This window comes from Halorubrum sp. B52, from assembly GCF_059752555.1.
Genome location: NZ_MWTG01000009.1, coordinates 840,350 through 867,225, shown reverse-complemented (window position 1 = coordinate 867,225; position 26,876 = coordinate 840,350). Strand labels below are relative to the sequence as shown.

Below are 26,876 nucleotides of genomic sequence, written 5' to 3'. Positions count from 1 at the left end.
ACCCGGCGACGGGACCGAACCCGCCGACGGTCGGCTCTCGCGTCGGGGAGGTGTTTTCACCGTCGACGGGAAACGTGGTGTCATGAGCGACGCGCACGACCACGAGGAGGGAGAGGGTCACGACCACCACGACGGTGATCACGGCCATCACGACGGCGACCACCACGCCCACGACGGCGACGGTGATCACGGCCATCACGACGGCGACCACCACGCCCACGACGGCGACGGTGATCACGAACACCACCATCACGACGCCGAGTCGGTCGCGGTCGCGGTCGTGACGGTGTCGTCCTCGCGGTCGCTCGACGAGGACCCCTCCGGCGACCACGTCGCCGCCGCGTTCGAGGACGCCGGCCACGAGGTCGCGGTCCGCGAGCTGGTCCCCGACGAGTACGACAGCGTGCAGGGGACCGTCGACCGGCTGGCCCGCCGCGGGGACACCGACGTCGTCGTGACAACGGGCGGCACCGGCGTGACCCGCGACGACGTGACGCCGGAGGCGGTCGACGGCCTGCTCGCGAAGGAGCTCCCCGGCTTCGGCGAGCTGTTCCGCCGGCGCTCGGAGGCCGAGATCGGCACGCGGACCATCGGCTCGCGGGCGACCGCCGGGATCGTCTCCGCCACGCCCGTCTTCTGTCTCCCCGGCTCCGAGAACGCGGTCCGGCTCGGCGTCGACGAGATCATCCTCCCCGAGGTCGGCCACCTCGTGGGACTCGCCGGGCGCGGCGCGGACGAACCCGAGGAAGAGGAGACCGCGGAAGGAAAGGAAGCGGAGGACGGCGGCGAGTCGGCTGACGGCGACGAGACGGACGACACCCCTCGCTAGACCGATTCGAGGAAGTTCCGGATCAGGTCGTGGCCCGCCGCGGTCAACACGCTCTCCGGGTGGAACTGCACGGCCTCGATCGGGTGCTCGCGGTGGCGGATCCCCATCACGATCTCGTCGCCGTCGTGGTCCGTCGTCGCCGTCACGGCGAAGGCGTCGGGGACCTCGGTGGCGGCCAGCGAGTGGTACCGGCCGGCGCGGAACCCCTGGTCGAGCCCGGCGAACACCCCCTCGCCGTCGTGCTCGACCGGGAACGCCTTGCCGTGGATCGGTTCGGGGGCGTGGCCGACCGTCCCGCCGTACTCGTACACGGCGGCCTCGAGGCCGAGACAGACGCCGAGCGTCGGGACATCGGGCGAGAGCTCCCGGAGCACGTCCGTCGTCACGCCCACGTCGCGCTCGTTCTTCGGGTGACCGGGGCCCGGACTGATGAGGATCGCGTCCGGGTCGGCGTCGCGGACCGCCGCCAGCGACGCCGTGTTCTTGAACACCTCGACGTCTATCGGCTCCGCCGCTCCGCTCCCGCCGCCATCGCCGCCGAGCGTCTGGTCGGAGACGTACTCGACGAGGTTGTACGTGAACGAGTCGAAGTTGTCGACGACGACGACCCTCATTCGTCGACCTCCGTGCCGGCGTGGAGGGGATCGTCCGAGGGCGACTCCTCGTCCCGGATCCGGTCGATCGCGGCCAGCACGCCGTCCATCTTCTGCTCGGTCTCCTCGTACTCGGCGGCGGGGTCGGAGTCGGCCACGAGCCCGGCGCCCGCGCGGACGGTGACCGCGGTCTCGTCCGTGTCGCTCGCGCCCGGCGGCGACTCGTCGAGCGTCGCGGTCCGGATGACGATGGCGAAGTCGGCGTCGCCGGTCCACGCGTAGTAGCCGACGCCGCCGCCGTACGCCTCTCGGGGGGTCGTTTCGAGTGCCTCGATGATCTCCATCGCGCGCACCTTCGGCGCGCCCGTGAGCGTGCCGGCGGGGAACGTCGCGCGCGTCGCGTCGAACGCGTCGGCGTCGGCCGCCATCGTCCCCGTCACGGTCGACTCGATGTGCTGGACGTGGCTGTACTTCAGCACGTTCATGAACTCCTCGACGCGGACCGACCCCGCCTCCGAGACGCGGCGCACGTCGTTGCGCGCGAGGTCGACGAGCATCGTGTGCTCGGCGCGCTCCTTCGCGTCGGCGAGCATCTCGCCGGCGAGCCGGCGGTCCTCGACCGGGCTCGTCCCCCGTGGACAGGTGCCCGCGATGGGGTTCGAGACGATCCGGTCGCCCTGCACCGACACGAGCGTCTCCGGGCTCGCGCCGACGATGCTGCGGTCGTCGTGGCGCAGCACGTACATGTACGGCGAGGGGTTCACCTCGCGGAGCGCCGCGTACAGCCCCAGCGAGTCCACCTCGCCGCGGAGCTCCCGGCTCCGCGAGATCACGCCCTGGTAGATGTCGCCGTCGAGAACGTGGCGCTTGGCGGTCCGGACCGCCTCCTCGTACTCCTCTCGCGGCCCGGCCGACTCCGACTTGACCCGAATCCCGTCGGTCTCCGGCGACGCGGCCTCGCGCAGTTCGGCGCTCACCCGCTCCGCCTCGGCGACGAGGTCGTCGTAGACGGCCGCGGGGTCGTCGTCGACGCCGATCACCGGGGTGAAGACGAGCTCGGCGCTCCCCTCCTTCTCGTCGAAGACGACCGTGCGGGTCGTCAGCGCGAACTCGGCGTCGGGGAACTCGGTCGCGGGGCGCTCGACGCCGACCTCCTCCAGCCAGAGGTCGTAGACCGCCTCGTACGCGAGGAAGCCGACGAACCCGCCGGAGAGGATCTGCCGGTCGGTGTCGGGGAACCCGCGCAGGCTCACGTCGGGGAACGCCGCCCGGATCCGGTCGACCGCGTCGCCCGCGTCGGGGCCGATATCCCCCTTCGATCCGTCTCCGACGAACTCCGCCGCGGGCCCGAGCCGGGTCACGTCGGTACGGTCGGGGTGGACCGAGACGATCGCCTCGGGGTCGTAGCCGACGAACGAGTAGCGGGCGTGCCGGTCCGCCTTGCCGCCCGACGTGAACGCGCCGTCCGGGTCGCTGGAGGCGACCTTCTCGCCGGACTCCAACAGGAAGCCGTACGGTCCGTCGCCGACGAGCGTCGCGTACGCCGCGAGCGGGGTCACGTCGGCGTCGAGCGTCGCGGACGCCCGGACGACGACCGGCTTCTCCGCGTCGGCGGCGAGCTCGACGAACTCCGCCTTCGAGCGGTCGAGCGGGGTCCCCTCGTCGCTCATGCGAGCTCCATCTCCCGGCCCGCGTTGGCGACGAAGCGGGCCACCGCGTTGTGGTCCTTCCGGCCGTCCGACAGCTCGACGCCGGAGGCGACGTCGACGGCGTAGGGGTCGGCGACGCGGACCGCCTCGGCGACGTTGTCGGCCGTGAGCCCGCCCGCGAGGACGACCGGCGACGTGAGCCGGTCCGCCAGCTCCCCCGTCTTCGCCCAGTCGTGGGTCTCGCCGGTGCCGCCGGCGCCCGCGTCGTCGGTGGAGTCGATCACGAGCGCGTCGGCGACGGCGTCGAACTCCTCCGCGCGGACCGGGTCGTCGGCGTCGACCGCGAGCAGCACCTTCCGCTCGGTCTCGGCCCGGACGAACCGGATCTCGTCGGCGGTCCACTCCCCGTGGAGCTGGAGCGCGTCGGGGCCGATCGTCCGGACCAGCTCGACCGCGCGCTCGGCGGAGTCGGGCATCGTGACGAGCGTCGCCGTGACGAACGGCGGGACGTCGGCGAGCAGCTGTGCCGCCGTCGCGGGGTCGACCTCGCGCGCGGAGTCGACCGGCACCTCCGAGATCACGCCGACCGCGTCGGCGCCCGCGTCGACCGCGGCCCGGAGGTCCGCGCCGTCCGTGAGCCCGCAGATCTTCACCCGCGCCATCAGTCGTCGTCCTCCGAGTCCGCGGTCCGCGACGGGGCGGCCCTCTCCGCCGAGCCCTCTTCCTCCCCGCACAGCGCCGCGAACTTCTCGGCGGCCGCGCCGGAGTCGATCGCCTCGGCGGCGCGCTCGACGCCCGCCGAGAGCGTGTCGGCCTCGCCGGCGACGTAGATCGCCGCGCCGGCGTTCGCTAAGATCAGGTCGCGCTTCGGCCCCGTGACGGAGCCGTCGACGATCCCCCGCAGGTCGGCCGCGTTCTCCTCGGGCGTCCCGCCGGCGACGTCTTCGATCGGCGCGCGGTCGAGTCCGAGGTCCTCCGGTGCGATCGTGAACTCGGTCACCTCGTCGCCGACGACCTCCGCGGCGACCGTCTCGTCGTGGATCCCGATCTCGTCCATCCCCGCGCCGTGGACCACCAGCGCGTGCTCGACGGGCATGTGCGCGAGCGACCGGGCGATCGTGCCCACGAGCTCCGGGTCGTAGACGCCGAGCACCTGCGCGTCGGCGCCGGCGGGGTTGGTGAGCGGGCCGAGCACGTTGAAGATCGTCCGCATCCCGAGCTCCTTGCGCGGGCCGATGACGGCCTTCATCGCCGGGTGGAAGACGGGCGCGAGCATGAACCCGATCCCGTCGGCCTCGATGGCGTCCTCGACCGCCGGGGGCTCGGCCTCGACGTCGGCGCCAGCGACCTCCAGCACGTCGGCGCTCCCGGACGAGGAGGAGACGGAGTAGTTGCCGTGCTTGGCGATCGGGACGCCCGCGCCCGCGGCGACGATGGCGGCGGTCGTCGAGACGTTGATCGTGTCGTAGTCGTCGCCGCCCGTCCCGCAGGTGTCGACGAGGGGCTCCCGGTCCGGCTCGATCGTCCGGGCGGCGTCGCGCATCCCCTGCGCGAAGCCGGCGATCTCGGCCTCGGTCTCGCCCTTCGCCCGGAGGGCGGCGAGGAGGGCGCCGATCTGCGCCTCCGTGGCCTCCTCGAAGACCAGCCGCGCGGCCTCGCGCGACTCCTCGACAGTCAGATCCGCCCCGTCCGTCACGCGTTCGACCGTGTCGTTGATATCCATAGTGTTCACCGATGTATTACTTCGCGTTGTGATGTACAAGTCTGTACACCGGTTTAACGCTGTCGGCGCGATGTCACTCGGTCACGCGGGGCACGGAAGGAACCGGAACGGGGCCGCTAAGCTGGTCAGTCGTCCGCGACGGTGGGAGCGGCCGGCTCGGTCGGCGCCTCCGGTTCGAGCGGGGATTCCGGTTCGGTCGACCCCTCCGGCTCGGCCGCGGCCGGCTCCGAGGCCGGCGCCCAGCTCAGGTCGCGCTCGTACTCGAACGCGCGGTGCTCCCGCGTCGGGTCGACGACCGTCAGCGAGAGCCAGCCGTTGTCCAGCAGTTCGGCCACCTCGCCGTGGTCGGCGAGGACCTCGGTGACGCGGTCGACCGGCGCGTGGACGACCGTCGAGAGACGGAGCGGCTGGTGGTACGGGGCGTCGTCGGCGGCCATCAGCGACTGGCGGGGGAGCCCGGTCATCAGGTCGCCGCCGTTGCCCTGGTAGACGCCGACGTTGCCGACGGGGTTCTGCGTCGCCTTCGACCCGCTTCCGTACACCGCGTTGTCGACCGTCGAGAAGTAGTACTGGGCGTTGATCCACTGGGTGACGACCATCGGTCCCGCGAGGATCGCCTCGAGCGCGTCGCCGTCGGGGTCGGTCGACCAGTCGTACGAGTGGAGGAAGGCGCGGCCGTCGAGGTCGAGGTCGCTCGTCAGCTCGCGCGGCCCGACGACGAAGCCGGCGTTGCCCGCCAGCCCCCACTCGGGACGCGTCTCGGCCCAGTCGCCGGCGCGGCGCTCGGTCTCGTCGACCCCCGTCGCGGGGTCGGCGCCCATCGATTCGGCGCGCTCGGCGGCCGCGCTCTCGCGGGCGGCGTCGAGGTCCGCACGCAGTTCCGCGAGGTCCTCCGCGTGGCTCTCGGGGACGTCGCCGTAGATCTCGATCTCGTCGGTCGTCGTGTTGTGCTCGCCGGCGAGGAAGACGGTGTCGTCCGGGACCTCGAAGCCGCGCTCGCGAAGCGCCGCCTTCACGTCGGGGTCGGCGCAGATCGCGGCGAGGACGCGGGCGTTCGGCCCGCCGGGGTTGCCGGCGCACGCGCCGCAGTCGAGGCTCGAGTCGTAGGGGTTGTTGGTCGTCTCGCTCGCGTGCCCGGTGAACACCACGAACCGGCCGAACTCCTCCCAGCCCATCAGCTCGAAGGCGGTCGCGGCGTACTCCACCTTCTCCTCGCGGGTCAGCCCGATCGGGAGGTCGCCGGCGTAGGCGTGCTGGTGGTGGACGGTCTGCTCGCAGAACTCGCGGTCGTCGGGCACCGCGTCGTCGGCGGCCCCCAGCAGGTCGCGGACGCGGCTCGGCACCAGCGTGCGGGCCGCGAGCGCGAGGCCGTACCCGCTTCCGGCGCTCTCGACGAAGCCGAAGGCGCTGGCGGGGTTCGTCTTCAGCTTCTCGACGACCTCGCCCGCGACCCCGCGGACGCTCGACCGACGGTCGTGACGCGCCTGCCCGTCCCTGTCCGTCGGGACCTCGCTGATGCGGTGCTGCGCGTCGAGGATGGGCGGGCAGGCGTCGGTCGAGACCTCGGCGTCGTACCCCTGATACTCCATCGGAACGCCGAAGAAGCCGGCGTACCCGTGGGTCTCGTACTCGCCCTCGTCCTCGACGTGACGCCGGATCACCTCCGAGCGGGTGTCGATACAGAACACCAACTGCGCGTCGGGGCGGGCCGACGGTTCGCTCTCGGCCGACGGTTCGCTCTCTGCCAGCGACCGACTCTCGGCGGCGACGCACCCGACGACTTCGGAGCGGTAGCTCGCCTCCCACGCGCTCAGAAACGCCTCGGCGAGCTCGTCAGCCGGGGCAGCGTCGGCGCTCTCGGGGCCGGTGGACGGCTCGACGTCGACGCCGAACCCGTCGAGGAGCGCGAGGCGGACCGCGACGTAGTCCGCGAGCGTGATCGGGCACGCCGACTGCCACGCCCCCTCGTCGTCCGCGCGTTGTTTGACGAAGCCGGTCCATCCCGGGAGCGCGGCCAGCTGCTCCTCGAAGACGGGGACCCACTGGCTCTCCGGGTACGGCTCAAGAACGGTTTCGATGGCTTCGGTCGGGGTCTGGGGGAGCGACGCGAGAATCCCCTCGTCCGGGACGTCGGCGTCGTGCGCGGCCACCCCGCGGAAGGCGGCGTAGAAGCCGTCGCCGCGGTTCGGCATCGGCCACGCGGCGCCGCCCTCGTCGAGGAACGCCGACAGCCACTTCGTCAGCACGTGGTCGACCCGCTCGGCGTCGTCGTCCGGCGCCGGCGACTCGACCGACGTGTCCAGGCGTTCGAGCAGCGTCTCCGGGTCGGCGTCGTAGCCGCGGTCGGCGAGCTCCGACTCGAGCAGCTCGCGGTCGATCCGGCCGTCGTCGAGCGCCGCCCGGAACGCCTCCCGGCTCGGGTAGCCGCGCCCGCCGAACAGGTCGGCGGCCTGCGTCACCGCCTCGCCGAACGGCATTCCTTCGAACCCCGAGAGGGGGTTGGCCGTCACGAACGAGTGGATCGGCCAGACGGACCCGACCGTCGTCGCCGCGTCGTCGATGGCGTCGTGGATAGTGGATTCGGTACTCATTGGACTCCTCCGCTGTCGTACTCCTCGGCGTTCGTCAGCACGGTTCCGGACCGCGGGTGCCCCCAGTTCAGGAGCGCGACGTAGAGGCGGTGGCTGCGCTCGTGGGCGCCGGTCTCGATCGCGGCGTACGCGCCGAGGAAGGCGGCGGCCACGAGCCAGTGGAGCGCGGTCAGCTCGGTCGGCGCCGTGACGACCGGGAGCCCGGTCAGGAGCGCCGAGACGCCCCGATAGACGAGCGCGTACACGGTGATCGCCGGCAGGAAGACCAGCAGGACCGCCCCGTAGCGGACCGACGCCGGAAGCGACGCGTGCCGGACCGCCCCGCGCGCCGCGTGGAGCGTGGTGAACACTACGAACAGGACGAGCAGGAGGCCGCCGTCGACGCTCGTTCCCTTCCCCGTCAGCAGCACGAACGCCGCGCCCCCCGCCAGCCCGGTCGCCAGCGTCACGGCGGCGTCGGCGACGCCGGAGCGGTCCGCCCCGCGCGACGTCGTTTCTGCCGGGCTCGTCCGTTCGACCTCACCGCCCGCGCCGAGGAAGTGGTACGCCTTGTAGAAGCCGTGCAGGATCAGGTGGGTGATCGCGGCCCCGAAGAACCCCAGCCCGGCCTGCATGATCATGAAGCCCATCTGTCCCACCGTCGAGCAGGCCAGCTTGCTCTTGACGTCCGGCCGGACCGACTTGAGGAGCTTCCCGAGCAGCGCGCTGGTCGCCCCGACCGCGACGATCGCGAGCATGAGGGTCCCGTCGACGGTGACGACCGGCGCGAAGCGCAACAGCAGGACGCCGCCCGCGTTGACGAACCCGGCGTGCATCAGCGCCGACGCCGGCGTCGGAGCGGTCATCGACGAGAGCAGCCAGCCGTGGAACGGAACGAGCGCGGACTGGATCATCGCGGCGAGGACGAGCGCGACGGCGGCGACGAGCCACAGCGGGCCGCCGAGCGCGTCGGCGGCCGCCGCGACGCCGGATATCGTCGTCGCGCCGGTCGCCCACCAGAGGGCCGTCAGCGCGACGCCGAGGAGCGCGCTGCTAGCGACGAAGTAGCGCAGGGCGACCGCCGCGGCCGCCCGCGCCTGCTCCCACTCGTCGACGATACCGATCAGCCTCGCCATCACCAGCCCCATCGCCAGCCACAGCAGTCCGAACAGGGCGAGGTGGTCGGCCGCGACGAGCGCCATCACGGTCACCTCGAAGCCGAACGCGGCGTGGAAGAACCGCGTCTCGTGGGCGCTCCCCGCCATGTAGCGGCGCGAGTAGCTGTGGACGACGCCGCCGAAGAAGGCGACGACCACCCACAGCAGGACAGTGAGTCCGTCGACGGCGAGCACGCCGGGGACCTCCGGCGCGAAGCCGAATCGGACTCGGGCGACGAGGACCGCGAGGCTCGCGGCGAACAGCGACCACGCGAGCCGCGTGAGTGCGACGGGCGCGAACGGCGTCTCCGCCGTCGCGTCCGGGAGCGCTCCGACCGTCGTCTTCGAGGTGGATTCCGACATCGTTCAGTGCGTCCGACCACTCGGCAGCCGAGGCGGGACCGGCGAACCGTTGTTGGTCGTCTTCACCCGTCTGAAGAACAGATTGCCTATTAAATCTACTTATCTTCACAAATCGTTCGATATAACCACATTATAGAACATTATAATTATCTCCGCCGTCCGAGGAGAGGGGAGGAGACCGCCGATCCCTCGCGGCCGATTCGCCGCCGGACCGCCGCACCGTTCCCGAAGCGTTCGAAATCCGCGTTCAGAAAACCATATCGTGATCCGAGTCGGAGTGCCCGCATGGAGGAACTCACGGGGACCGTCCTCGCCGGGGAGTCGTTCCGGCCCGTCCGCGGCCGCGTCGTCGTCGAGGACGGTCGGATCGAGGCCGTCGAGGAGACGGATACCGAGTCGACCGACATCGTCCTGCCGGCGTTCGTCAACGCCCACACGCATCTCGGGGACTCCGTCGCGAAGGAGGCGGCCGTCGGGCTGACGCTCGAGGAGGCGGTGGCCCCGCCGGAGAGCCTGAAACACCGGCGATTGGCGGCCGCCGACCGGGCCGACCTGGTGTCGGCGATGCGCCGGACGCTCCGGTTCATGCACCGGACCGGGACCGTCTCCTGTCTGGACTTCCGCGAGAACGGTGTCGCCGGGGCGCGGGCGCTCCGCGAGGCGGCGGATCCGGTCGACGTCGACCCGTTCATATTCGGGAGCGACGACCCCGCGGTCCTCGACGTCGCCGACGGCTACGGGGCGTCCGGCGCGAACGACGACGAGTTCGCGGACGAGCGCGCAGCGTGCGAGGACTGCGGCGTCCCGTTCGCCATCCACGCCGGCGAACCGGACGCGACCGACATCCACCCGGCGCTCGACTTAGAGCCGGACCTGCTCGTCCACATGGTGCACGCCGGCCGGGAGCACCTCGAACGCGTCGCCGACGAGTCGGTCCCCGTCGCCGTCTGCCCGCGCGCGAACGAGGTCCTCGGCGTCGGCACGCCGCCGGTCCGGGAGCTGCTCGACCACGCGACGGTCGCGCTCGGCACGGACAACGTCATGCTGAACCCGCCGTCGATGTTCCGGGAGATGGCGTACACGGCGAAGCGGTTCGACGTGACGGCCCGCGAGGTGCTCCGCATGGCGACCGCCGCCGGGGCCGAGGTCGCCGGCCTCGACTGCGGCGTCGTCGAGCCCGGCCGCCGGGCGGCGCTCCTCGTCCTCGACGGCGACTCGGACAACCTGGCCGGTTCGGAGGACCCGGTGCGGGCGGTCGTCCGGCGCGCGACCGCGCTCGACGTCGAGCGAGTCGTCGCCTAGGGGTCGAGCCGTCGTTTAGAGGTCGGCGCCGGCGTCTATGGATCGGCCTCGGCGTCGAATTTGCCGAACGGCGTCGTCTCGTGGCTCCGGACGAGCACCTCGTCCGCGACGGTGAGCCCCATGTCGAGGAGCTCCTGTGCCACGGGCGTGATGTCGTCGTCCGACTCGCCGACCGCCGTCACGAGGAGGTTCTGCTCGCCGGTGACCAGCTCCTGTACCGAGATGACGCCGTCGATATCGAGGATCGCCGGGAGCATCTCGCCGCGCTCGGGGATCGACGCGGTGCAGTAGAGCAGCATCCGGAGCGGATACCCCGACTTCTGGTAGTCGACGTCGGCGCTGTACCCCTTGATTATCTCGTCCGACTCGAGGCGTTGGATGCGTTTGCGGACGGTGCTGTCCGACGTCCCGGTGCGCTCCGCGATGTCACCGGACGAGGCGTTTCGGGCGTCCTCCTGTAACGCGTACAGGATCGCCCGGTCCACGTCGTCGATCGCTTCGTCTGTCATACCGGGTCCTCGGTGGCATAGCCACTTTACTTTTTTATATTGGTTTTAAATAGAGTGCGTGGATTCCCGGATCGGCCTCGAGTACGACGCGGCCTACGCCACGTCGAGCGGCGCCTCCCCCTGCGCCTCGACGACGACCACGGGGACTTCGGCGTCGTCGATCACGGTGTCCGTCGTGGAGCCGAACACGAACCGACCGACGGTGCCCGTGGTGGGCGCGCCGACGACCACGAGGTCGTAGTACGGGGACTGTTCGACGATCGCGCCCGCGGCGGTGCGGTCCTCGACGAGCCAGCGGTCCACCCGGTCGAAGTCGCCGAGGCGGCCGCGGGCGGCCGAGAGGAGCCGGTCTCCGGCCGCGGCGTACTCGTCGGCGTCGGCGTCCTCGCGGTCGCCGACCGGCGTCGCGTCCCCGTCCACGAGCGCCTCGTCGGAGGGGACGACGTGGAACAGTTCGAGCCACGCGCCGGTCGCGTCGGCGATCTCGCGGGCCACGTCGACGGTCGCTCCGGTGTGCGGGCCGGCGCCCACGGCCACGAGGATCGAGGACACGCGGTCCGGCCGCGCCGCGCGGTCGATACCCTTCAGACGGGCGTGCGCCGCCGTCGTCGTCGACGCGACCGCCTCCCTGACGGCCGGCTCGACGACGGGCTCCCCGACCCCGTCGCCGACCGACGGCGCCTCGGCGCTCGCCTCGTTCGCGTCGCTCCCGTGCATACCCGCACGTCAGACGCGCGTCAGATAAATCCCGTTGGTCCGCGGCGGATCACGCTCGAACCGAGCGCGCGGGCGTCACTCCCTGAAGAACTCCTCGCGCTCGAACGGCTCGTCCTCGCCCTCGACGGCGACGACGTCGAGCGCGGTGACCTCGGCGCCGACGCCGAGCAGCCCCGCGAGGCTCGGCTCGGTGCGCCCCTCGTCCCCCGAGATCAGCTCCTTGATGTAGAGCCCGCCGGCGCCGTGGACCTCGACGGTCGCGTGGCGCGAGTCGTCGAGTTCGGCGGTCGCCTCGTACACGTCGCGCTCGCGGGTGAGGCTCGCGCGCCGGTGGTCGACCCGGTTCGGGGTGTACTGCTCGATCGTCGTCCCCTCCAGCTCGTCGACCGCCTCGGCGAGGGCGGCTGCGTCGACGTCGGCGTCGAAGGTCACCTCGGCGCGGTAGCGCTTCGTGGCCTCTAGCTCCTTCACGCGCTCGACCATGTCGTAGCTCGCGAGCCGGAGCCCCTCGACCTCGACGGCGCCGTCGGCGAAGGCGTTGATGTCCGACTGGAGGCGGTCGACGTCGACCCGGCGCCGGCGCGGCTCCTCCACCTCGATCACGAACGGGCGGCCGGTGCCGAGCATGAGCGCGTCGACGTCCTCGCGGCCCGCGCCGTGGAACGTCGCCTCCGTGCCGTCCATCACGTCCTCGACGATCGGCGCGGTGTACTCCTCGACGCTGTCGTCGTAGAGGTAGCCGGAGCCGCCGCAGTGGTCGCAGGGGTCCGCGCCCCGTCGGCCGGAGCCCTTGCACTCGCGGCAGGGCCACTCGGTTTGCGGGATGTCGCGCTCCAGCTTGCGGTACCGCCCGTAGACGAACGTCGAGTTCACCTTCGCGTCGATCTCGTCCTCGGCGAGGTCGATCGTGAACTGCACGTCCGGGCGGTCGAAGGAGACCTCCGCCCCCGTGAGTCGGCCGAACCGCTTGCCGACCTCGCGGTTGAACTCCGACTTGAACGGCTCGCCCGCGTCCTCGTCGAGCCCGGCGTCGGCGCGCAGCAGCGCCTCGTTCTCCTCGATCAGCGGCGGCGGGCGCGTGCCGACGTTGTACGTGGCGAACTCGATCCCCTCGACCGCGTCGGCGGCGCGCTCGGCCCACGCGTCGAACTCGGTGCAGCGGCCCTCGCACACCCAGCAGTCCGCGGTGTCGACCGACTCGTGGTCCTCGTCGTCGCGCAGGGCGAGCGCGGTGCGCAGCGCCGACCCGCGCTCGGCGTTCGACAGCCCGAAGCTCCGGTCGGCGACGAGCCGCCCGAGACAGGCGTCGCACACCGGTCCCGTCTCGGTCGCCCGCGCCGCGACCTCCAGTACGTCCATACGCCCTCCAGCGCCCCGCGTGGTAACTGTCTTACTACATCGCGGGCGCCGAGGATCGCGGGAGGTTCGGGGGCCTCCCGGCCGACTTAAGAGGGTCCGAGTCGTTTCGCCGGGCGTGAACGAGTCGGCGTCACGGGAGGAGAAGCTGGAGCTCGGCGTCGAGCTGCTCGCGCACCTCGAACACGAGGAGCTGGCGCTCCCCGACGCCATCGACCGGATCGAGACGGTGACGACGAGCCCGGCGCTCACCCGCGACATCCTCGACGCCGCCGAGAAGCGCGGCGTCATCGAGCGCGAGAACGCACGCCTCAAAGTCCAGCGCGGCGGCACCTACGTGAACTACGACAGCCAAGTGATCCAGCGAGAGGGCGAGTTCGAGTGTCGTCGGTGCGGGACCGGTATCACCACCGGTCACTTCGTGAAACTCGACGCGGGCGAACTCGGCCCATTCGGCTCTTCCTGCATCCGAAAAGTGACCGGGCGGGACGACGACGGGGAGTGAGCGCCGCGGTCTCGACGTGCATTTATAAATGATAGACCGCGGTGGCGCGTGCCTTCGAGGCCGCCTCGTGGCCGAGGAGCACGCGCGAGGGAGTCGGACCGGCGCGGCCGCGCCGGTCCGACGAGGCTGGGGAGGCGTGAGGCTGCGGTCGCTGTGCGGGCGGGACTTGAAGGGGCAGCCGCGAGGACGAAGCACGGCGTTCACGAGAGCGAAGCTCTCGTGAGCCAATCAGAACGCTTCGCGTTCTGATGACGATGTAAGGACCGCAGGGAACGAGCGAAGCGAGTGACTGAGGACCACAGCGAGCCGCGCGAGTCGTCGCGGCTGGGGCTTCGGAGGTGGTCACCGCCAATCCGAGATCAATCTATTGGCTCTGTTGAATCTTCTATTGATGACATTTTCTCGACGCCCTGCTGAATACAGAGCGCGAGTCGGTCACGAGGCTAGAGAGTCCTCGCAGGTGTCGTCACGCTTCGTCGAGAGGGGCGCCGAATGCTCATGCGACCAGTCGCCCAACATCGAGTACGATGGCCAGTTCGACTCGCGACGACAACGGTCACGACGCCGAGATCAGTCTCTGGCAGGAGGACGACTGTAGATCGCAAAGAACGTAGAGACAGGCGTCACGACACAGGGCGGGTCCAGAGCGGCAGATCTAAAGAACTCGTCTACGCAGTGGCACTGCAAGAGCGTGAGCGGGAGGCGTGCAATCGGCGAGAAACTCCGCGCGGCGAGAATCGATTCCGCCGACAAAACCACGTGGGAGCGCGAACCGCCGGACGTCCTCGACCCCGAGTGACTCCACGGGTTCTCCCTCTGGTCGATGATTGTTGAATCTGTGAACTGCTGTGGGTCTCTCCAGGGTCCTGTATCCAGCAGCATCGGTGTTTGTTCAGCGACGGCCTTTTTCATCGGCCGTCTCTCTATCCGGTATGCCGAACCGACGTGCAGTCCTGAAATCTACCGCCGCGGGTGCCCTCGTCGCGGTCGCAGGGTGTGTCGACCGAATCGGAGAGAGCATCCCTGACACCGAGGCGGGACCCGACCCGTTCCAGGCCGACGATACAACACCACAACCACTCGACGATACGGCAGTCGAGCAAGCCGGCGAGGTCGGCCGACAAGTTCGCGAGTCGGTCGTCTATATACAGACGGAACTCGGCCGCGGCGCCCTCGCCAGCGGGACCGGGTTCGTGTATGGCGATGGCGATCACGTCATCACCAACGCCCACAACATCCAGGGGTCAGAGACGTTCGATCTCTGGACGTTAGATGGCGAGGCGTACGAGGCCGAGGTGGTCGACTACGTGGCGGATCGCCAGCCCGACGTGGCGCTGGTGCGTGCCGATGGGCTCGACCTTGACCCGCTCGACAGTGGGTCAGCAGAGGATCTCGAAACCGGCCAGCCCCTGCTCCAAGTTGGCCACCCATCGCTCATGGGCAACTGGGTGATAACTGCAGGTTCGATGGCCTCCTCGAGTCGGTTTCGGTCGGGGCTCCAGACACACGTCCCCGGGATGCAGGGCAACAGCGGCTCGCCACTCGTGACCCTGGATGGGCAGGTCGTTGGCCTTACGTACGGTGCAACGTCTCCAGACCTGCGCGCCCCGGACGAACCACCGGCGGGGCCGCCATCCGATGCCGCCAACACTCGCCTCGTCGGACGGATGATGTCGCTACACGTGTCGATCGAGGCCGTCAACGAACAGTACACGGCGTGGACCTGACGAATCGCCTAGCGCTCTCACCGTCTGTGCTCCGATGCACTGCAGCGGCGGTTCTCGAGCCGGACGATCTTCGAGTTCGATCCTTCGGCGGGCGCCGTCGGCTGGGTCGGCAGCACCTTCCCACGATCGGCCGCGGTGCAGACGTGTTCTCAAGAATTAACCAACACATCCCAAACCCCCCAAACGTTGTTGGTTAAGATATGCACCGATAAGCTGGCTCAACCGATCGCCATCCAGCATCACATACCACTAAACCCGAGCGTTTGCAGGGCGCACCCACCAGAAGCTGGATTGGTCCGACGATGTGGTAGTCCGACAGGAACCGCTGGCGGCTGGAAAATCGGTGTGGTCTGGGGCTCGGCCCATGTATACCGACTACACCACCGGGTCTCGCAGGTCGCTACTGACAGCGGCTGAGGAATTCCCCGAGGCTTTGCTGTACACAGGGCGCGAGTCGGTCACGAGCGGGTGATCAGAAACGAGACGTTCGGGCCGATCGATACAGAGGAGGTATTGGTCGGCGAGGAAGCGTCCCGTTCTCGTTCTGGTTAGTCCAAGGGGACGAAATCGGTGTTTCCGCACTGGTTGCACGTCCCTTCAGTTCCGACTGGGTGCCAGCCGTCGTCTATCTCGTGTAGCGGATACGTTTCCCCGCAGTTCGAGCATTGTCCCAGTTTTGGCGGTGCACCGCCTGGGGAACCCATACTGTTGTTGTGATTATCTTCGATACAATATCAAATATTTTCCGTTCAATATGCCACACAGAAATACCGAGATCTGAACGAGTGGCATACCGTGACCGCGTTCTGAACTTATCCTCTGTATCTCGCACGCAGTTTGTCTCAGTTCTTAAGCATTTCAACAGAGCCAGTCAGTTATAAATAACCGATCAAACTGAACGCGACAGCATCTCCGACGCCAGTCCCGCCACCACCCGAGTCTCCACCGTCGCATGCCACGCCCTGACGCGCAAGCGAACGGTTTTTGCGTCGACCGACGGGAGGAGACGTATGGACGAGGACACCCCCGAGGAGACGGGGCCGTCGACGGCGGGCGGTTCCCGCGACGAGACCCCGGGATCGCCCCGCGCCGACGGCGGGACGGAGCGCGCGGACGGACCGACCGAGGACGTCGCGCTCGACCCGTGGGGGTCGGCGTCGGTCGGCGACTACGCGGACTTATTCGAGGAGTTCGGCATCGAGGCGTTCGACGACGTGTCCGACGACGTGGTCGACCCGCACTACCTGATGCGTCGCGGCGTCATCTTCGGGCACCGCGAGTACGACGCCGTCGCCGAGGCGATGGCGAACGACGAGCCGTTCGCCGCGCTCTCCGGGTTCATGCCCACCGGCGACCCCCACATCGGCCACAAGCTCGTCTTCGACGAGATCATCTGGCATCAACAGCAGGGCGGTGACGCCTTCGGCCTGATCGCCGACCTCGAGGCCCACTCCGCGCGGGGGATGTCGTGGGACGAGATCGACGAGCACGCGCGCAACTACCTGCTCAGCCTGCTCGCGCTCGGCTTCGACGCCGAGGAGGGGGAGCTGTACCGGCAGTCAGACAACCGCGCGGTCCAGGACCTCGGCTTCGAGCTGGGCTCGAAGGCGAACTTCTCGGAGTTCGAGGCGATCTACGGCTTCGACGGCGAGACCAACATCTCGCACATGCAGAGCGTCGTCACCCAGACCGCGGACATCCTCTACCCGCAGCTCGTCGACGAGCCGAAGCCGACCGTCATCCCGGTCGGCCCGGACCAGGACCCGCACGTCCGGCTGACGCGCGACCTGGCGACCCGCGTGCGCTACTTCAAGGTGACCGAGGCGTTCGCGAGCTTCGAGCTCGACGACGCGGAGCGCCAGCTCGTCCGGGCCGCCTACGACGCGCTCGCGGCCGACGTCGACGACGCCGAGACCGACGTGCGCTGCGAGGACGCCGCGGCGTGGCTCGCCGACTACGAGCCGCCCGAGGTGGACGCCGCGGACGACGGCGACGGACCGACCGGTCCCGACCTCGCCGCCGCCAAGCCGACGGCCCTCGACAAGCTCCGCGCGGGCGGCAAGGAGCCGCTCCGACCCCGCGTGCGCTTCTTCGACCGCAACGCCACCGACGAGGCGTTCGAGGCGCTGATCGAGGCGGTCGACGGCGAGAAGCGCGTGTTCGAGGGCCACGTCGACGCCTTCGACCTCACCCGCGGGGAGGCCGAGTCGCTGGCGCGCGAGGTCGAGATCGACCACGACGGGTTCGGCTTCCGGCAGCCCTCCTCGATCTACCACCGCTTCATGACCGGGCTCACCGGCGGGAAGATGTCCTCGTCGATCCCGGCGAGTCACATCTCCCTACTCGACGACCCCGAGGACGGCTACGACAAGGTGAAGGCGGCCACCACGGGCGGCCGCGACACCGCGGAAAAGCAGCGCGAGCTCGGCGGCGAGGCCGACGAGTGCCCCGTCTACGAGCTGTACGCCTACCTGCTCGCGGGCGACGACGACGAGCTCACGAAGACGGTGTACTCCGAGTGCGTCACCGGCGAGCGCCTCTGCGGCGGTTGCAAGGAGCAGGCCGCGGGACTCATGCGCGAGTTCCTCGAGGACCACCAGGAGAAGCGCGCGGAGGCCGAGGCGCTGCTCGACGACCTCGACATCGACCTGGACTCCGACCGGCGCGGGACCGGCGGCGAGCACTGATCGCTGGACTCCGCCGGCCCGAGCGCGCGCCGGCCCGACCTCCGGCCAGCGACCGACCGCTGCCGCCCGGACGCGTCGCCGCGCTACAGCTCCTTGTTCAGGTAGATACCGGCGACGCCGCCGAGGGCGCTCAGCGCCACGGTGTATCCGATGGCGACCGCGACGATAGCGAGCACGAGCAGGCCGCCCCCGATCGCGACGCCGAAGTCGCCGCCGAGCGAGAACACGACGAGTGCGAGGACGACGACCACGGCGAGCGGGAGCGACGCGATCAGCCCGGAGAGCGCGCCGATCCGGAGCCCGTCGCCCGTCTCGCCGCCCTCGAGGTAGCCCGCCAACGCGCCGCCGAGTACGGGCGAGATGCCGGTGAACGAGAGCAGGACCGTCGCTATCGCACCGATCAGCGCGTTGAGGTAGGTGTTGTCGGTGTTCATGCCAGACGTGTCGTCGGCCAGTGACATAAGACCAGAGGCCGCGGACGCGGCATGCGGTTCCCCGGCCGATCCGAGCCGATAGTTTATGAGGCGGGCGGTGCCTGTCACGTGTATGGCCGAGCAGGAGACGATCCACGTCGCGGACGTCAGCGAGGGGATCGGCGGCGACGCGACGGCGGATCCGGGCACCCCGGTGGAGCTCCCGGTCGTCGACGTGCTCACCGGCCGCTCGTTTATCACGGGGAAGAGCGGGTCCGGCAAGAGCAACACCGCGAGCGTCGTCATCGAGAACCTCCTCGACAACGGGTTCCCGGTGATGATCGTCGACACCGACGGCGAGTACTACGGGCTCAAAGAGGAGTACGAGATCCTCCACGCCGGCGCCGACGACGAGTGCGACATCGTCGTCTCCCCCGAACACGCCGAGAAGCTCGCCAATCTGGCCTTGGAGCAGAACGTCCCGATCATCCTGGACGTCTCCGGCTACCTGGAAGAGGAGACCGCCAACGAGCTCCTCTTAGAGGTCGTCAAGCAGCTGTTCGCGAAGGAGAAGCGCCTCAAGAAGCCCTTCCTGCTCGTCGTCGAGGAGTGCCACGAGTACATCCCCGAGGGCGGCGGGATGGACGAGACGGGCAAGATGCTGATCAAGGTCGGCAAGCGCGGGCGCAAACACGGCCTCGGCATCGTCGGGATCAGCCAGCGCCCCGCCGACGTCAAGAAGGACTTCATCACGCAGTGCGACTGGCTCTGCTGGCACCGGCTCACCTGGGACAACGACACGAAGGTCGTCGGGCGCATCCTCGGCTCCAAGTACGCCAGCGCGGTCGAGGACCTCGGCGACGGCGAGGCGTTCCTGATGACCGACTGGGACGAGTCGATCCGCCGGATCCAGTTCCACCGCAAGGAGACGTTCGACGCGGGCGCGACCCCCGGACTCGACGACTTCGAGCGCCCGGAGCTCAAGTCGGTCTCCAGCGACCTCGTCGGCGAGCTCCAGTCGATCTCCGACGAGGAGGAGCGCCGCGAGTCCGAGATCGCCGACCTCCGGCAGGAGCTCGACAAGCGGGACCAGCGGATCGCCGAGCTCGAACGCGAGCTGGAGGAGGCGCGCGACCTGAGCAGCATGGCCGACCAGTTCGCCCAGGCGCTCCTCGGGAAGGCCGAGGCGCCCTACCGCGGCGGGAGCGGAGGTCCCGCGGTCGGCGGGGGGCGATCCGCGCCCGACGGCGGGAGCGGTGGCACCGGGGGCGGCGAGAGCGACGGCGACGACCAGTCCGTCCTCAAGTCGTACGACGAGGCGGTCGCGGCGACCGTTGACGGCGACGAGGCGGCGGACGCCGACACCGACACGGACGAGACCGCGGCGGACGCCGGCGACGCCGACGACGCTGACACGGCCGCCGCCGGCGACCCCGAGGCCGACGACGCGCCGCCCGACGACGTCGAGCCCGTGACGCGCGCGGACGTCGCCGAGAGCGCGCTCCGCTTCGACGACGCCGTCGAGCTCGGCACCCGAGAGGCCGTCATCGAGGAGCTCCGCGGCCGGATCGAGGCGCTCCCGGAGCTGTCGCGCGGGATGCTCCGCCACTACCGCCGCGAGGGCGTCAGCGACCCCGTCGCCGCCCACATCGACGCCGGCGGCGACGGCGACTCCGGACACGCCTACAGCCGCCATCGTCCGGTCCGGCGGGCGGGGCTGATCCGGCACGCCGGTCGCGGCCACTACGCCTACGCCGTCCCCGACCTGATCCGCGAGGCGTACGCCGACCGGCTCGACGAGGAGAGCGTCCGCGAGATCGTCCGGGCGGTCGAGACCGCCTTCGTCCCGCCGGCCGAGCGGAGCTACCCCCCGGACGCCGACCCGACCGAGGTCGACGTCGGCGTCGGCGACGACCCGTCGGAGATCGCTCCCGGTGACGAGGGCGTATCGGCCCGCGAGGGGCGTGACGCCGGCGGCGACGGTGGTGCCGTCGACTCCGACGGCGACGGTGGTGCCGTTGACTCCGACGGCGACGGTGGTGCCGTTGACTCCGACGGCGACGATCGAGACGCCGCGGGGAGCACGGACCGACGGACGAGCGCCCTGAGCGACGCCGCACGCCGCCTCGCGGAGCGCGGTCGCACCGCCGACGAGTGACCGGTCAGAACGGGACGGAGAGGTGCTCGCTCGGCACCGCGTTCCGCGCGGTCACCTGCGGGTCGACCACCTGGCTGATCTCCAGCCCGCCGACGAGACTGGAGAACAGGTACGCCTCCGTCCGGGAGAAGTTGTGCTCGTTCGCGAGCAGCCGCACGACGTCGCGGTTCGCGAGTTCGACCGCCGCCTCCATCGTCTCGGCGCTCGCGATCGCCTTGACCGCGTCGCCGGTGTCGACGAGGGGCCGGTCGAGCAGGACCTCGGGGGATTCGATCACAGAGACCGTCGCGTCGATCTCGGTGGCGATCTCCGCGCCGGTCCCGCACATCTCGCCGTCGGCCATCGCGGCCTTCGAGTCGCCCATCGCGAGCATCGCGCCCTCCTGGAAGACGGGGAAGTACGCGGTCGTCCCGGTCGTCATGTCGGTCGTGTCGAGGTTGCCGCCGTGGTCGTCCGGCGTCAGCGTCGACACCGGCTCCTCGGCGGTGGCGACCCCGATCGTCCCGATCACGGGATCGATCGGGACGTCGATCCCCTCGAACTCGATCCGGCCGCCGCCCGTGCCGTCGCCCTCCCCGGCTCCGTCGCTCTCGGCGTTCACCTCGGTGATCCGCGTCGCCGGGTGTTCGATGTCGGGATCGTCCTGCAGGAGCCCGAACCCGGGCGCCGTGAGGACTCGCCCGCGGTCCTCGGCGACGCGCACGTCCTCGATCTCGACCGCGAGCACGTCGCCGGGGCTCGCTCCCTCGACGGCGATCGGGCCGGTCGCGGCGTTCACCTCCTCGGGGATCGCGTCCAGCAGGTCGTCGTCGGTCCGGATCGCACCGTTCAGGCTGTCGATCGTCTCGATCGTGAGCGACTCGCCGTCGGCCGCCTCGTAAACGGGGTCCATCTCCGGAGCGAACTCGTAAACGTGGCCGTCGCGGTGGGAGATCACTTCGCGTGACATGTCGGGCTCGACTCGGGGGCGAGAGGACAAAAATCCCGGCGCGGACGCTCCGTCCGAACGGGACGGCCGAACGGAACCGGCGAGACGACGGTGCGGAACGCGTCCGTCACTACCGCGGCTCCAAGTAACGGATTTGTTTCACGTTAGATCAACTTTACAAGTCAACGTCTCGCACGAGAAATAATGACGTCTCCTCGGGAGCTATCCCGTGTCCTTCTCATCGCCGTCCTCGTCGCTCTCGCCGGCTGCACGGGCGCGTCGCTCGGCGACCCGACGCCCGCCGGACCGACGCCTGATACCGGGTCGACCCCCGACGGCGGGTCGGACGCCTCGACGGCCAACGGCTCGCTCGAAGTCCACTACATCAACGTCGGCCAGTCCGTGAGCACGCTCGTCGTCGGACCGGACGGCGAGACGATGCTCGTCGACACGGGCCACTACAACGACGACGGGGAGCACGTGCTCGAGTACCTCCGACGACACGACGTCACGCAGATCGATCACCTCGTGACCACGCACAACGACGCGGACCACATCGGCGGGAACGCGGCGATCATCGACTACTACGAGACGGAGGCCGACGGGATCGGGGCCGTCTACGACCCGGGGATCGCGGCGAGCACGCAGACGTACGGCGAGTACCTCGACGCGATCGAGGAGCACGACGTGACGCTGTACGAGACCCGCGAGGGCGACTCGATCCCCTTCGGCGAGGTCACGGTCGACGTGCTCGGTCCCCCGGAGCCGTACCTGGAGAACGAGGCCCGCAACGAGAACAGCGTCGTGCTCAAGTTCACCCACGGCGAGACGAGTTTCATGCTGTCCGGCGACGCCGAGGACGACCAGGAGGCGTACCTCGTCGACGCGTACGGCGAGGAGCTCCGGGCGACGGTAATGAAGGCCGGCCACCACGGGTCGAGCAGCTCCTCGAGCGGGGCGTTCGTCGACGCGGTCGACCCGCGGGTCGCGGTCGTCTCGAGCGCCTACGACTCGCAGTACGGCCACCCGCACGAGGAGGTGCTCGAACGCTTCGCCGACCGGTCGATCCCGACCTACTGGACGGCGACGCACGGCGACGTCGTCTTCGTCAGCGACGGCGCGAACGTCTCGATCCGGACGCAGCGCGACGCTCCGACGGACCCGCTGTCGCTCCGCGACGGCGACCCGGTCGAGCCCGGAACGACCGGTGAGGTCGTCGAGCGGGCGCTGATAGGGGGTGACGGGACTGTCGCCGTCACCGACGGCGGCGACGGCACGGACGACGCGGGCGACGCGGACGAGAGCGGCGACGACGAGACCGGCTCCGATTCGAACGGCACGCTCGCGGTCGCGGCGATCAACGCGGACGCCGCGGGAGACGACCGAGAGAATCTCAACGACGAGTACGTCGTCTTCGAGAACGCGGGGGCGGAGACGCTCGACCTGTCGGGGTGGACCGTCGAGGACGAGGCCGGGAAACGCTACGCGGTGCCGGACGGCGTGACGCTCGCCCCGGGCGAGACGCTGACGCTCAGGACGGGAAGCGGAACCGACACCGACGACGAGCTCTACTGGGACGCCGGCTCGCCGGTCTGGAACAACGGCGGCGACACCGTGATCGTCGAAAACGCTACGGGGGACCGCGTCCTTGCGGAGTCGTACGAATGACGCATATCGATCTCGCGGACGGGACGTACACGGCGGTCGTCGACGCGATCGAGGACGGGCTCGCGACCGTCTTCTTCGAGTCGGACGGCGAGGAGACGGGAAACGCCGTCGTCGACGCCGACCGACTCCCCGAGGCCGGGCGACACGCGGACGCGATTTTGGACGTCGAGATCGAGGACGGATCGATCGCGACCGCCACGTATGATCCCGAACGCACCGAGACCCGTTCCGAAGCCGCGCAAGACCGGTTCGACCGGTTATCGAACCGACCGCCGAGCGACGATCGGGAGTAGGAGGTCGGTCGCTCGAATCGTCGCCGCCGGCCGGGACGCGATGTTCCGCGACCGCGCCGCAGTCGCAGAGACGCTGTCGGGCGTCGCTCCAGCTTTCTCAGCCGCCCGCTGACGGTCTGGAAGTACACTTAATGAGTGTGGGCGTGTATCGCTAACATGGGACAGACTAGATTCACTCCCGATCTCGAACTGGACGGGCTCTCCCCGGAGGAGGCGTTCGCTACTCTGGGGAACGAAATTCGGTTAGCGATCATCCGCGTGCTCTGGCGGGCGGGCGCTGTCTACGAATACGACGACGGCTCTGACGCCGTCGGGACGATGTCGTACTCCGAGTTGCAAACCGAGATCGATATCGACGATAACGGGAAGTTCAACTACCACCTCGCGAAACTCTCTCCTCAGTTCGTCCGACGGACCGACGACGGATACCGGTTGAGCAGCGCGGGGAAGCAGATCGCCAGAACGGTGATAGCCGTTTCCGGAGCGGGACGTCTCGGGTTTTCCCGGGATCTCGGTGAGAGCTGCCCGTTATGCGGGGCAGCCGTTGCGGTTAGCTACGAGGACCAATGGCTCCGGGTCAGCTGTACAGAGTGCTACGGGCTGTTCGGTGACCAGGCGCCGACCGGGACGCTCTTCCTCACGAACTTCCCGGCGCCAGGTCTGACGACTCGCGACCCTGAGAAAGCGCTCGCGGCCGGACTCTATCGGTGTGCGCTGGACATCACCTATCTGATGTACGGCATCTGTCGCGAGTGTGCCGGGCAGATCTCGTCGTCGGTGACGGTCTGTGATACGCACGAAGCGACGGACGGCCAGTCCTGCGCCACCTGCGGAACACCGTTCCCGGTTTGGGCGGACATGAAGTGCGATTCCTGTGGGTTCGCTAAGCGGTTACCGGTCGAGATGTTCGCGACCGGTCTCGTCTTGGCGACCGAACTGACGGGCAATCCCGAACTAGACATCGACTCACCGACGGTCGACGAGGCCATCGAACTGCTCCGAAACAACGTCGAAACCGACGTTTCGACGGATCCGCTCCGCGTCTCACTTCGTATCGAGGTCGAGACGACGGCGGTCACTCTCGCGTTGGACGACGGGATGAATATCGTTGAGTTCGACCGAGAACCGCGGACTGACAGCGTCGTTTCGTGATCCAGATACGTCTCGTCCTCTCGGAGAAATATTATTCTCCTAACAAATAAGCCCGACCCGGACGATCGCATTAGTCGCTCGTCTCGGGTCGGAATCCAGCGACCGGCGTCCGTCACGCGGGGTTCCCGGGGCGATATCGAGCGGCGAAGCGGACGCTACCGGAGGTGACGACCGACCATGACAAGGAAATCGACGTCGACCAGTGAGGGTGTTGGCGGAGACGACTCGATAACGACGGCAGAGCGCGGCGGACAGGATCGCATCCTCGATTGGGGCGGTTTCCCTGGCCGCTGGGAGATCACGCGTTCGACGGCGGACACGGACGGCGAACTGTTGGAAATGCGATTCGATATCGAAACCGTCCCCGAGGAGGGCCCGTTCGTCCACACGCATCCACACGCCGAGGAGCGCTACGAAGTGGTTTCAGGTGTGCTGGAGGTGTACGTAGACGGCGAATGGACGGAGGTAACGGCCGGTGAGGAACACACCGTCCCTCCGGGCACGGCCCATACGTTCAGGAACGCAACTCCCGTCGAGATCATAAACGTCCACGAGCCCGCGCTACGGCACGAGGCGTTCTTCCGGCGGTTCCATCGGCTCGTCACGGAGCGGGGAGTGTCGTTACCGCCGGAGGGATTCAGCGACGTCCTGCTGTTGGCGATGCTGACGACGGAACACGAGGAGGACATCTACGCGGTGAGCCCACCGCATTGGGTGTTCAAGGTCCTGACCGTCCTCGGACGTGCGTTGGGGTACCGCCTACCTGACTAACCGAAACCGCAGATGCCACCGGTGACATCCAGCAGTGCGATTCGAGACACGCAATGACACGATCATCAGACCATCGAACGGAGAGGTCAGACGCGTCGGACGGTCGACGGATATGCCGACGCAGAACCGTCCTCAGAGCGACCGGACTCGGCGCGACACTCCCGATGTTCGGAGGGACCGTCGGGGCGCGAGGGAGTCCCTCTGAACCGCGGGGCGACCGAGGTGAGACCGGAGATCCCAGCCCGCCGACTATCCACTCCCACTTCGGCTATTCGGGGACGAGTGACGACGAGATTCCGAACCGGTTGGAACCGGACGAGACCGTCGGGCTCCACGTCGACGAGGACAAGATCGACGATTCGAAGCTTCCGGCCCTGACGGTCGAGTTCGGCGCGTTCCACTTCGCTCCCGCGGGGCTCCACGTGGAACCCGGGTCGATCGTCGAATTCGATTTCCACACGCCGGAGCACACGGCGACGGCGTACCACCCGGGTCAAGAGCGCCAGCGACGCGTCCCCGACGGCGTTCCGGCGTTCTCATCGACTGTCAACGAGCACCACGGGTTCTGGCTGTATCGCTTCGAGGAAGAAGGCGTATACGACCTGTTCTGTGCCCCGCACGAATGGGGCGGGATGGGCATGCGAATCGTCGTCGGGGACGATCCCGGAGATGTCGTGCGGGGTCCCGGCCGTCCACCGCTTCCGATGACCGCCGCGCTCCTCGGGACGGGACTAGACGGAGATATCGGTCATCCGGAGATGGAACCGCAGAACATCGTCGACAACGGGCCAATCTCCGGTCACGACCTGGATATCGGACTCGAGGTAACGATAACGGCCCCGAGTTCACCCTGATATCCAGTCCGTTTTGGCTCCCGTTTTCTGTGAACGAGTGGAACCGAGTGAGAGGGGTGGTCCCACTCGGACCGACCGCCGATGATTGACTCCGGATCGAGGATATCGTCCTCCCAGAGCGGGACGTGAAACCCGCACAACTCGTCGAGACAGAGGGCTCCGATGTGCGTCGGCTCTTCTCCGAGCGAAAAGAATATACATATGAATATGATATGAATACGCATGAGCCAGAGCGAGGAACGTAAGGTCGGTGAACGGGGGCAAGTCACCCTCCCGAAAGAACTGAGAGAGAAACTGGGTATCCACGGCGGGGACGAGGTACTGGTTCACGAAGAGGACGGGAAGATCACCATCGAAAAACCGCTGTCTCGTGAGGAACTCGCTGAGGGGTACCGACGACGCGCAGCAGAATCCGAAGCCCTCGCGGAGGAGATGGACGGTGTGTCTCGCGAGGCCGACGAGTACCTCGGTGATGTTCCCGAGTGGTAATCGATGGACGTTCGCCGCGGAGACATCGTCATCGTCGAGCTTGACCCGACAGAGGTGTCAGAGCAACGGGGAACACGACCGTGTCTAGTCGTGCAAAACGACGTTGGGAACGAGAACGCGCCGACGACCATCGTCGTCCCGTTCACGACCTCGCGAGGAGACGAACTGTACCCGTTCGAGGTACTCGTCTCGGCTGCCGAGTCTCCGCTCCGAGAGGACTCGGTCGCTCTCTGTAGTCAGATTCGCACGGTGTCCATCGAGCATCGTATTAATACCAGTCTCGGCTCCGTGCCGGCGTCCCGTATGGAGGAAGTGGACGAGGCACTCGAATACAGCCTCGGTCTGAGAGAACTCTAACGGCTCTCCCGCTGTTCCACTTTGTTCAGGTAGCTGAAATTCACGATGGATTCTCGGGAATGGTGTCCAATAACACGTCCAATACGACAGAATTCAGGATACAAAG

Annotated in this window: 25 protein-coding genes; 14 read left to right on the top strand and 11 right to left on the bottom strand. The window is 68.8% G+C overall.

Annotated features, from left to right (window positions below; genetic code table 11):
* The first annotated feature begins 82 nt into the window (after positions 1-82).
* Positions 83-829 carry a MogA/MoaB family molybdenum cofactor biosynthesis protein gene (locus B4V04_RS12935; protein ID WP_498232166.1) on the top strand — a complete coding sequence of 249 codons (747 nt, stop codon included), beginning with the start codon at positions 83-85 and terminating at the stop codon, positions 827-829.
* On the opposite strand, the gene trpG is transcribed toward B4V04_RS12935, so the two are convergent.
* From trpG to B4V04_RS12905, 6 genes are all read right to left on the bottom strand, one after another.
* Positions 826-1,443, bottom strand: coding sequence for an anthranilate synthase component II (gene trpG / locus B4V04_RS12930; RefSeq protein WP_498232165.1), 618 nt, complete (start codon positions 1,441-1,443; stop codon positions 826-828). The genes B4V04_RS12935 and trpG overlap by 4 nt on opposite strands.
* The gene (gene trpE / locus B4V04_RS12925; protein ID WP_498232164.1) at positions 1,440-3,092 is read right to left on the bottom strand and encodes an anthranilate synthase component I; all 1,653 of its coding nucleotides are present in this window, start codon (positions 3,090-3,092) and stop codon (positions 1,440-1,442) included. Before trpE ends, trpG begins: the two co-directional genes overlap by 4 nt.
* Positions 3,089-3,733, bottom strand: a complete 645-nt coding sequence (locus B4V04_RS12920; protein ID WP_498232163.1) for a phosphoribosylanthranilate isomerase — start codon at positions 3,731-3,733, stop codon at positions 3,089-3,091. The genes trpE and B4V04_RS12920 overlap by 4 nt, the downstream gene beginning before the upstream one ends.
* Entirely contained in the window at positions 3,733-4,794 is a 1,062-nt protein-coding gene (gene trpD / locus B4V04_RS12915; protein ID WP_498232162.1) for an anthranilate phosphoribosyltransferase, read from the bottom strand. Before trpD ends, B4V04_RS12920 begins: the two co-directional genes overlap by 1 nt.
* 125 nt (positions 4,795-4,919) lie before the next feature.
* Complete coding sequence (locus tag B4V04_RS12910) at positions 4,920-7,385, bottom strand: DUF2309 domain-containing protein (RefSeq protein ID WP_498232161.1); 2,466 nt, start codon at positions 7,383-7,385, stop codon at positions 4,920-4,922.
* Complete coding sequence (locus B4V04_RS12905) at positions 7,382-8,884, bottom strand: proton-conducting transporter transmembrane domain-containing protein (RefSeq protein ID WP_498232160.1); 1,503 nt, start codon at positions 8,882-8,884, stop codon at positions 7,382-7,384. Before B4V04_RS12905 ends, B4V04_RS12910 begins: the two co-directional genes overlap by 4 nt.
* Positions 8,885-9,169: 285 nt before the next feature.
* On the opposite strand from B4V04_RS12905, the gene B4V04_RS12900 reads away from it, so the two are divergent.
* Positions 9,170-10,186 carry an amidohydrolase family protein gene (locus tag B4V04_RS12900; RefSeq protein ID WP_498232159.1) on the top strand — a complete coding sequence of 339 codons (1,017 nt, stop codon included), beginning with the start codon at positions 9,170-9,172 and terminating at the stop codon, positions 10,184-10,186.
* Between the two features lie 35 nt (positions 10,187-10,221).
* On the opposite strand, the gene B4V04_RS12895 is transcribed toward B4V04_RS12900, so the two are convergent.
* The 3 genes from B4V04_RS12895 to B4V04_RS12885 form a co-directional block, all read right to left on the bottom strand.
* A complete protein-coding gene (locus B4V04_RS12895) occupies positions 10,222-10,695 on the bottom strand; it encodes an Lrp/AsnC family transcriptional regulator (protein ID WP_498232158.1) in 474 nt (157 codons plus the stop codon).
* Between the two features lie 93 nt (positions 10,696-10,788).
* Positions 10,789-11,412: a universal stress protein gene (locus tag B4V04_RS12890; RefSeq protein ID WP_498232157.1), complete on the bottom strand. Its 624-nt coding sequence runs from the start codon at positions 11,410-11,412 to the stop codon at positions 10,789-10,791.
* A gap of 75 nt (positions 11,413-11,487) precedes the next feature.
* Positions 11,488-12,771: a tRNA pseudouridine(54/55) synthase Pus10 gene (locus B4V04_RS12885; RefSeq protein ID WP_498232156.1), complete on the bottom strand. Its 1,284-nt coding sequence runs from the start codon at positions 12,769-12,771 to the stop codon at positions 11,488-11,490.
* Between the two features lie 115 nt (positions 12,772-12,886).
* Between B4V04_RS12885 and B4V04_RS12880 the strand changes: the two genes are divergently transcribed.
* From B4V04_RS12880 to B4V04_RS12865, 4 genes are all read left to right on the top strand, one after another.
* Entirely contained in the window at positions 12,887-13,273 is a 387-nt protein-coding gene (locus B4V04_RS12880; RefSeq protein ID WP_498232155.1) for a DUF5830 family protein, read from the top strand.
* A gap of 598 nt (positions 13,274-13,871) precedes the next feature.
* Entirely contained in the window at positions 13,872-14,072 is a 201-nt protein-coding gene (locus B4V04_RS12875) for a type II toxin-antitoxin system HicB family antitoxin (protein ID WP_498232462.1), read from the top strand.
* 133 nt (positions 14,073-14,205) lie between these two features.
* A complete protein-coding gene (locus tag B4V04_RS12870) occupies positions 14,206-15,000 on the top strand; it encodes a S1 family peptidase (protein ID WP_498232154.1) in 795 nt (264 codons plus the stop codon).
* Between the two features lie 1,010 nt (positions 15,001-16,010).
* Entirely contained in the window at positions 16,011-17,687 is a 1,677-nt protein-coding gene (locus B4V04_RS12865) for a tryptophan--tRNA ligase (RefSeq protein WP_498232153.1), read from the top strand.
* 83 nt (positions 17,688-17,770) lie between these two features.
* Here B4V04_RS12865 and B4V04_RS12860 read toward each other — a convergent pair whose 3' ends face one another.
* Positions 17,771-18,121 carry a DUF5518 domain-containing protein gene (locus B4V04_RS12860; protein ID WP_498232152.1) on the bottom strand — a complete coding sequence of 117 codons (351 nt, stop codon included), beginning with the start codon at positions 18,119-18,121 and terminating at the stop codon, positions 17,771-17,773.
* Positions 18,122-18,233: 112 nt separating this feature from the next.
* Between B4V04_RS12860 and B4V04_RS12855 the strand changes: the two genes are divergently transcribed.
* Entirely contained in the window at positions 18,234-20,258 is a 2,025-nt protein-coding gene (locus tag B4V04_RS12855; protein ID WP_498232151.1) for an ATP-binding protein, read from the top strand.
* A 4-nt stretch (positions 20,259-20,262) separates the two neighbouring features.
* Here B4V04_RS12855 and B4V04_RS12850 read toward each other — a convergent pair whose 3' ends face one another.
* Positions 20,263-21,207, bottom strand: coding sequence for an acetamidase/formamidase family protein (locus tag B4V04_RS12850; protein ID WP_498232150.1), 945 nt, complete (start codon positions 21,205-21,207; stop codon positions 20,263-20,265).
* A 183-nt stretch (positions 21,208-21,390) separates the two neighbouring features.
* Here B4V04_RS12850 and B4V04_RS12845 point away from each other — a divergent pair, with 183 nt between their 5' ends.
* From B4V04_RS12845 to B4V04_RS12815, 7 genes are all read left to right on the top strand, one after another.
* Positions 21,391-22,854, top strand: coding sequence for a lamin tail domain-containing protein (locus tag B4V04_RS12845; RefSeq protein WP_498232149.1), 1,464 nt, complete (start codon positions 21,391-21,393; stop codon positions 22,852-22,854).
* Positions 22,851-23,147, top strand: coding sequence for a DUF3006 domain-containing protein (locus tag B4V04_RS12840; protein WP_498232148.1), 297 nt, complete (start codon positions 22,851-22,853; stop codon positions 23,145-23,147). The genes B4V04_RS12845 and B4V04_RS12840 overlap by 4 nt, the downstream gene beginning before the upstream one ends.
* 135 nt (positions 23,148-23,282) lie before the next feature.
* Positions 23,283-24,299, top strand: a complete 1,017-nt coding sequence (locus B4V04_RS12835) for a DUF7351 domain-containing protein (protein WP_498232147.1) — start codon at positions 23,283-23,285, stop codon at positions 24,297-24,299.
* Positions 24,300-24,476: 177 nt separating this feature from the next.
* Positions 24,477-25,070, top strand: coding sequence for a cupin domain-containing protein (locus B4V04_RS12830; protein ID WP_498232146.1), 594 nt, complete (start codon positions 24,477-24,479; stop codon positions 25,068-25,070).
* 164 nt (positions 25,071-25,234) lie between these two features.
* On the top strand, positions 25,235-25,924 hold the full coding sequence (locus B4V04_RS12825) for a cupredoxin domain-containing protein (RefSeq protein WP_498232145.1): 690 nt from the start codon (positions 25,235-25,237) through the stop codon (positions 25,922-25,924).
* A gap of 222 nt (positions 25,925-26,146) precedes the next feature.
* Positions 26,147-26,413: an AbrB/MazE/SpoVT family DNA-binding domain-containing protein gene (locus tag B4V04_RS12820; protein WP_498232144.1), complete on the top strand. Its 267-nt coding sequence runs from the start codon at positions 26,147-26,149 to the stop codon at positions 26,411-26,413.
* A 3-nt stretch (positions 26,414-26,416) separates the two neighbouring features.
* The gene (locus B4V04_RS12815; RefSeq protein WP_498232143.1) at positions 26,417-26,770 is read left to right on the top strand and encodes a type II toxin-antitoxin system PemK/MazF family toxin; all 354 of its coding nucleotides are present in this window, start codon (positions 26,417-26,419) and stop codon (positions 26,768-26,770) included.
* Positions 26,771-26,876: the final 106 nt, after the last annotated feature.

What these genes read in the sequence shown, in the direction of transcription:
- B4V04_RS12935 (WP_498232166.1), top strand. Translation starts at nt 83, where the DNA reads ATGAGCGACGCGCACGACCACGAGGAGGGAGAGGGTCACGACCACCAC.
- trpG (WP_498232165.1), bottom strand. Translation starts at nt 1,443, where the DNA reads ATGAGGGTCGTCGTCGTCGACAACTTCGACTCGTTCACGTACAACCTC.
- trpE (WP_498232164.1), bottom strand. Translation starts at nt 3,092, where the DNA reads ATGAGCGACGAGGGGACCCCGCTCGACCGCTCGAAGGCGGAGTTCGTC.
- B4V04_RS12920 (WP_498232163.1), bottom strand. Translation starts at nt 3,733, where the DNA reads ATGGCGCGGGTGAAGATCTGCGGGCTCACGGACGGCGCGGACCTCCGG.
- trpD (WP_498232162.1), bottom strand. Translation starts at nt 4,794, where the DNA reads ATGGATATCAACGACACGGTCGAACGCGTGACGGACGGGGCGGATCTG.
- B4V04_RS12910 (WP_498232161.1), bottom strand. Translation starts at nt 7,385, where the DNA reads ATGAGTACCGAATCCACTATCCACGACGCCATCGACGACGCGGCGACG.
- B4V04_RS12905 (WP_498232160.1), bottom strand. Translation starts at nt 8,884, where the DNA reads ATGTCGGAATCCACCTCGAAGACGACGGTCGGAGCGCTCCCGGACGCG.
- B4V04_RS12900 (WP_498232159.1), top strand. Translation starts at nt 9,170, where the DNA reads ATGGAGGAACTCACGGGGACCGTCCTCGCCGGGGAGTCGTTCCGGCCC.
- B4V04_RS12895 (WP_498232158.1), bottom strand. Translation starts at nt 10,695, where the DNA reads ATGACAGACGAAGCGATCGACGACGTGGACCGGGCGATCCTGTACGCG.
- B4V04_RS12890 (WP_498232157.1), bottom strand. Translation starts at nt 11,412, where the DNA reads ATGCACGGGAGCGACGCGAACGAGGCGAGCGCCGAGGCGCCGTCGGTC.
- B4V04_RS12885 (WP_498232156.1), bottom strand. Translation starts at nt 12,771, where the DNA reads ATGGACGTACTGGAGGTCGCGGCGCGGGCGACCGAGACGGGACCGGTG.
- B4V04_RS12870 (WP_498232154.1), top strand. Translation starts at nt 14,206, where the DNA reads ATGCCGAACCGACGTGCAGTCCTGAAATCTACCGCCGCGGGTGCCCTC.
- B4V04_RS12865 (WP_498232153.1), top strand. Translation starts at nt 16,011, where the DNA reads ATGGACGAGGACACCCCCGAGGAGACGGGGCCGTCGACGGCGGGCGGT.
- B4V04_RS12860 (WP_498232152.1), bottom strand. Translation starts at nt 18,121, where the DNA reads ATGAACACCGACAACACCTACCTCAACGCGCTGATCGGTGCGATAGCG.
- B4V04_RS12855 (WP_498232151.1), top strand. Translation starts at nt 18,234, where the DNA reads ATGGCCGAGCAGGAGACGATCCACGTCGCGGACGTCAGCGAGGGGATC.
- B4V04_RS12850 (WP_498232150.1), bottom strand. Translation starts at nt 21,207, where the DNA reads ATGTCACGCGAAGTGATCTCCCACCGCGACGGCCACGTTTACGAGTTC.
- B4V04_RS12845 (WP_498232149.1), top strand. Translation starts at nt 21,391, where the DNA reads ATGACGTCTCCTCGGGAGCTATCCCGTGTCCTTCTCATCGCCGTCCTC.
- B4V04_RS12840 (WP_498232148.1), top strand. Translation starts at nt 22,851, where the DNA reads ATGACGCATATCGATCTCGCGGACGGGACGTACACGGCGGTCGTCGAC.
- B4V04_RS12830 (WP_498232146.1), top strand. Translation starts at nt 24,477, where the DNA reads ATGACAAGGAAATCGACGTCGACCAGTGAGGGTGTTGGCGGAGACGAC.
- B4V04_RS12825 (WP_498232145.1), top strand. Translation starts at nt 25,235, where the DNA reads ATGTTCGGAGGGACCGTCGGGGCGCGAGGGAGTCCCTCTGAACCGCGG.
- B4V04_RS12820 (WP_498232144.1), top strand. Translation starts at nt 26,147, where the DNA reads ATGAGCCAGAGCGAGGAACGTAAGGTCGGTGAACGGGGGCAAGTCACC.
- B4V04_RS12815 (WP_498232143.1), top strand. Translation starts at nt 26,417, where the DNA reads ATGGACGTTCGCCGCGGAGACATCGTCATCGTCGAGCTTGACCCGACA.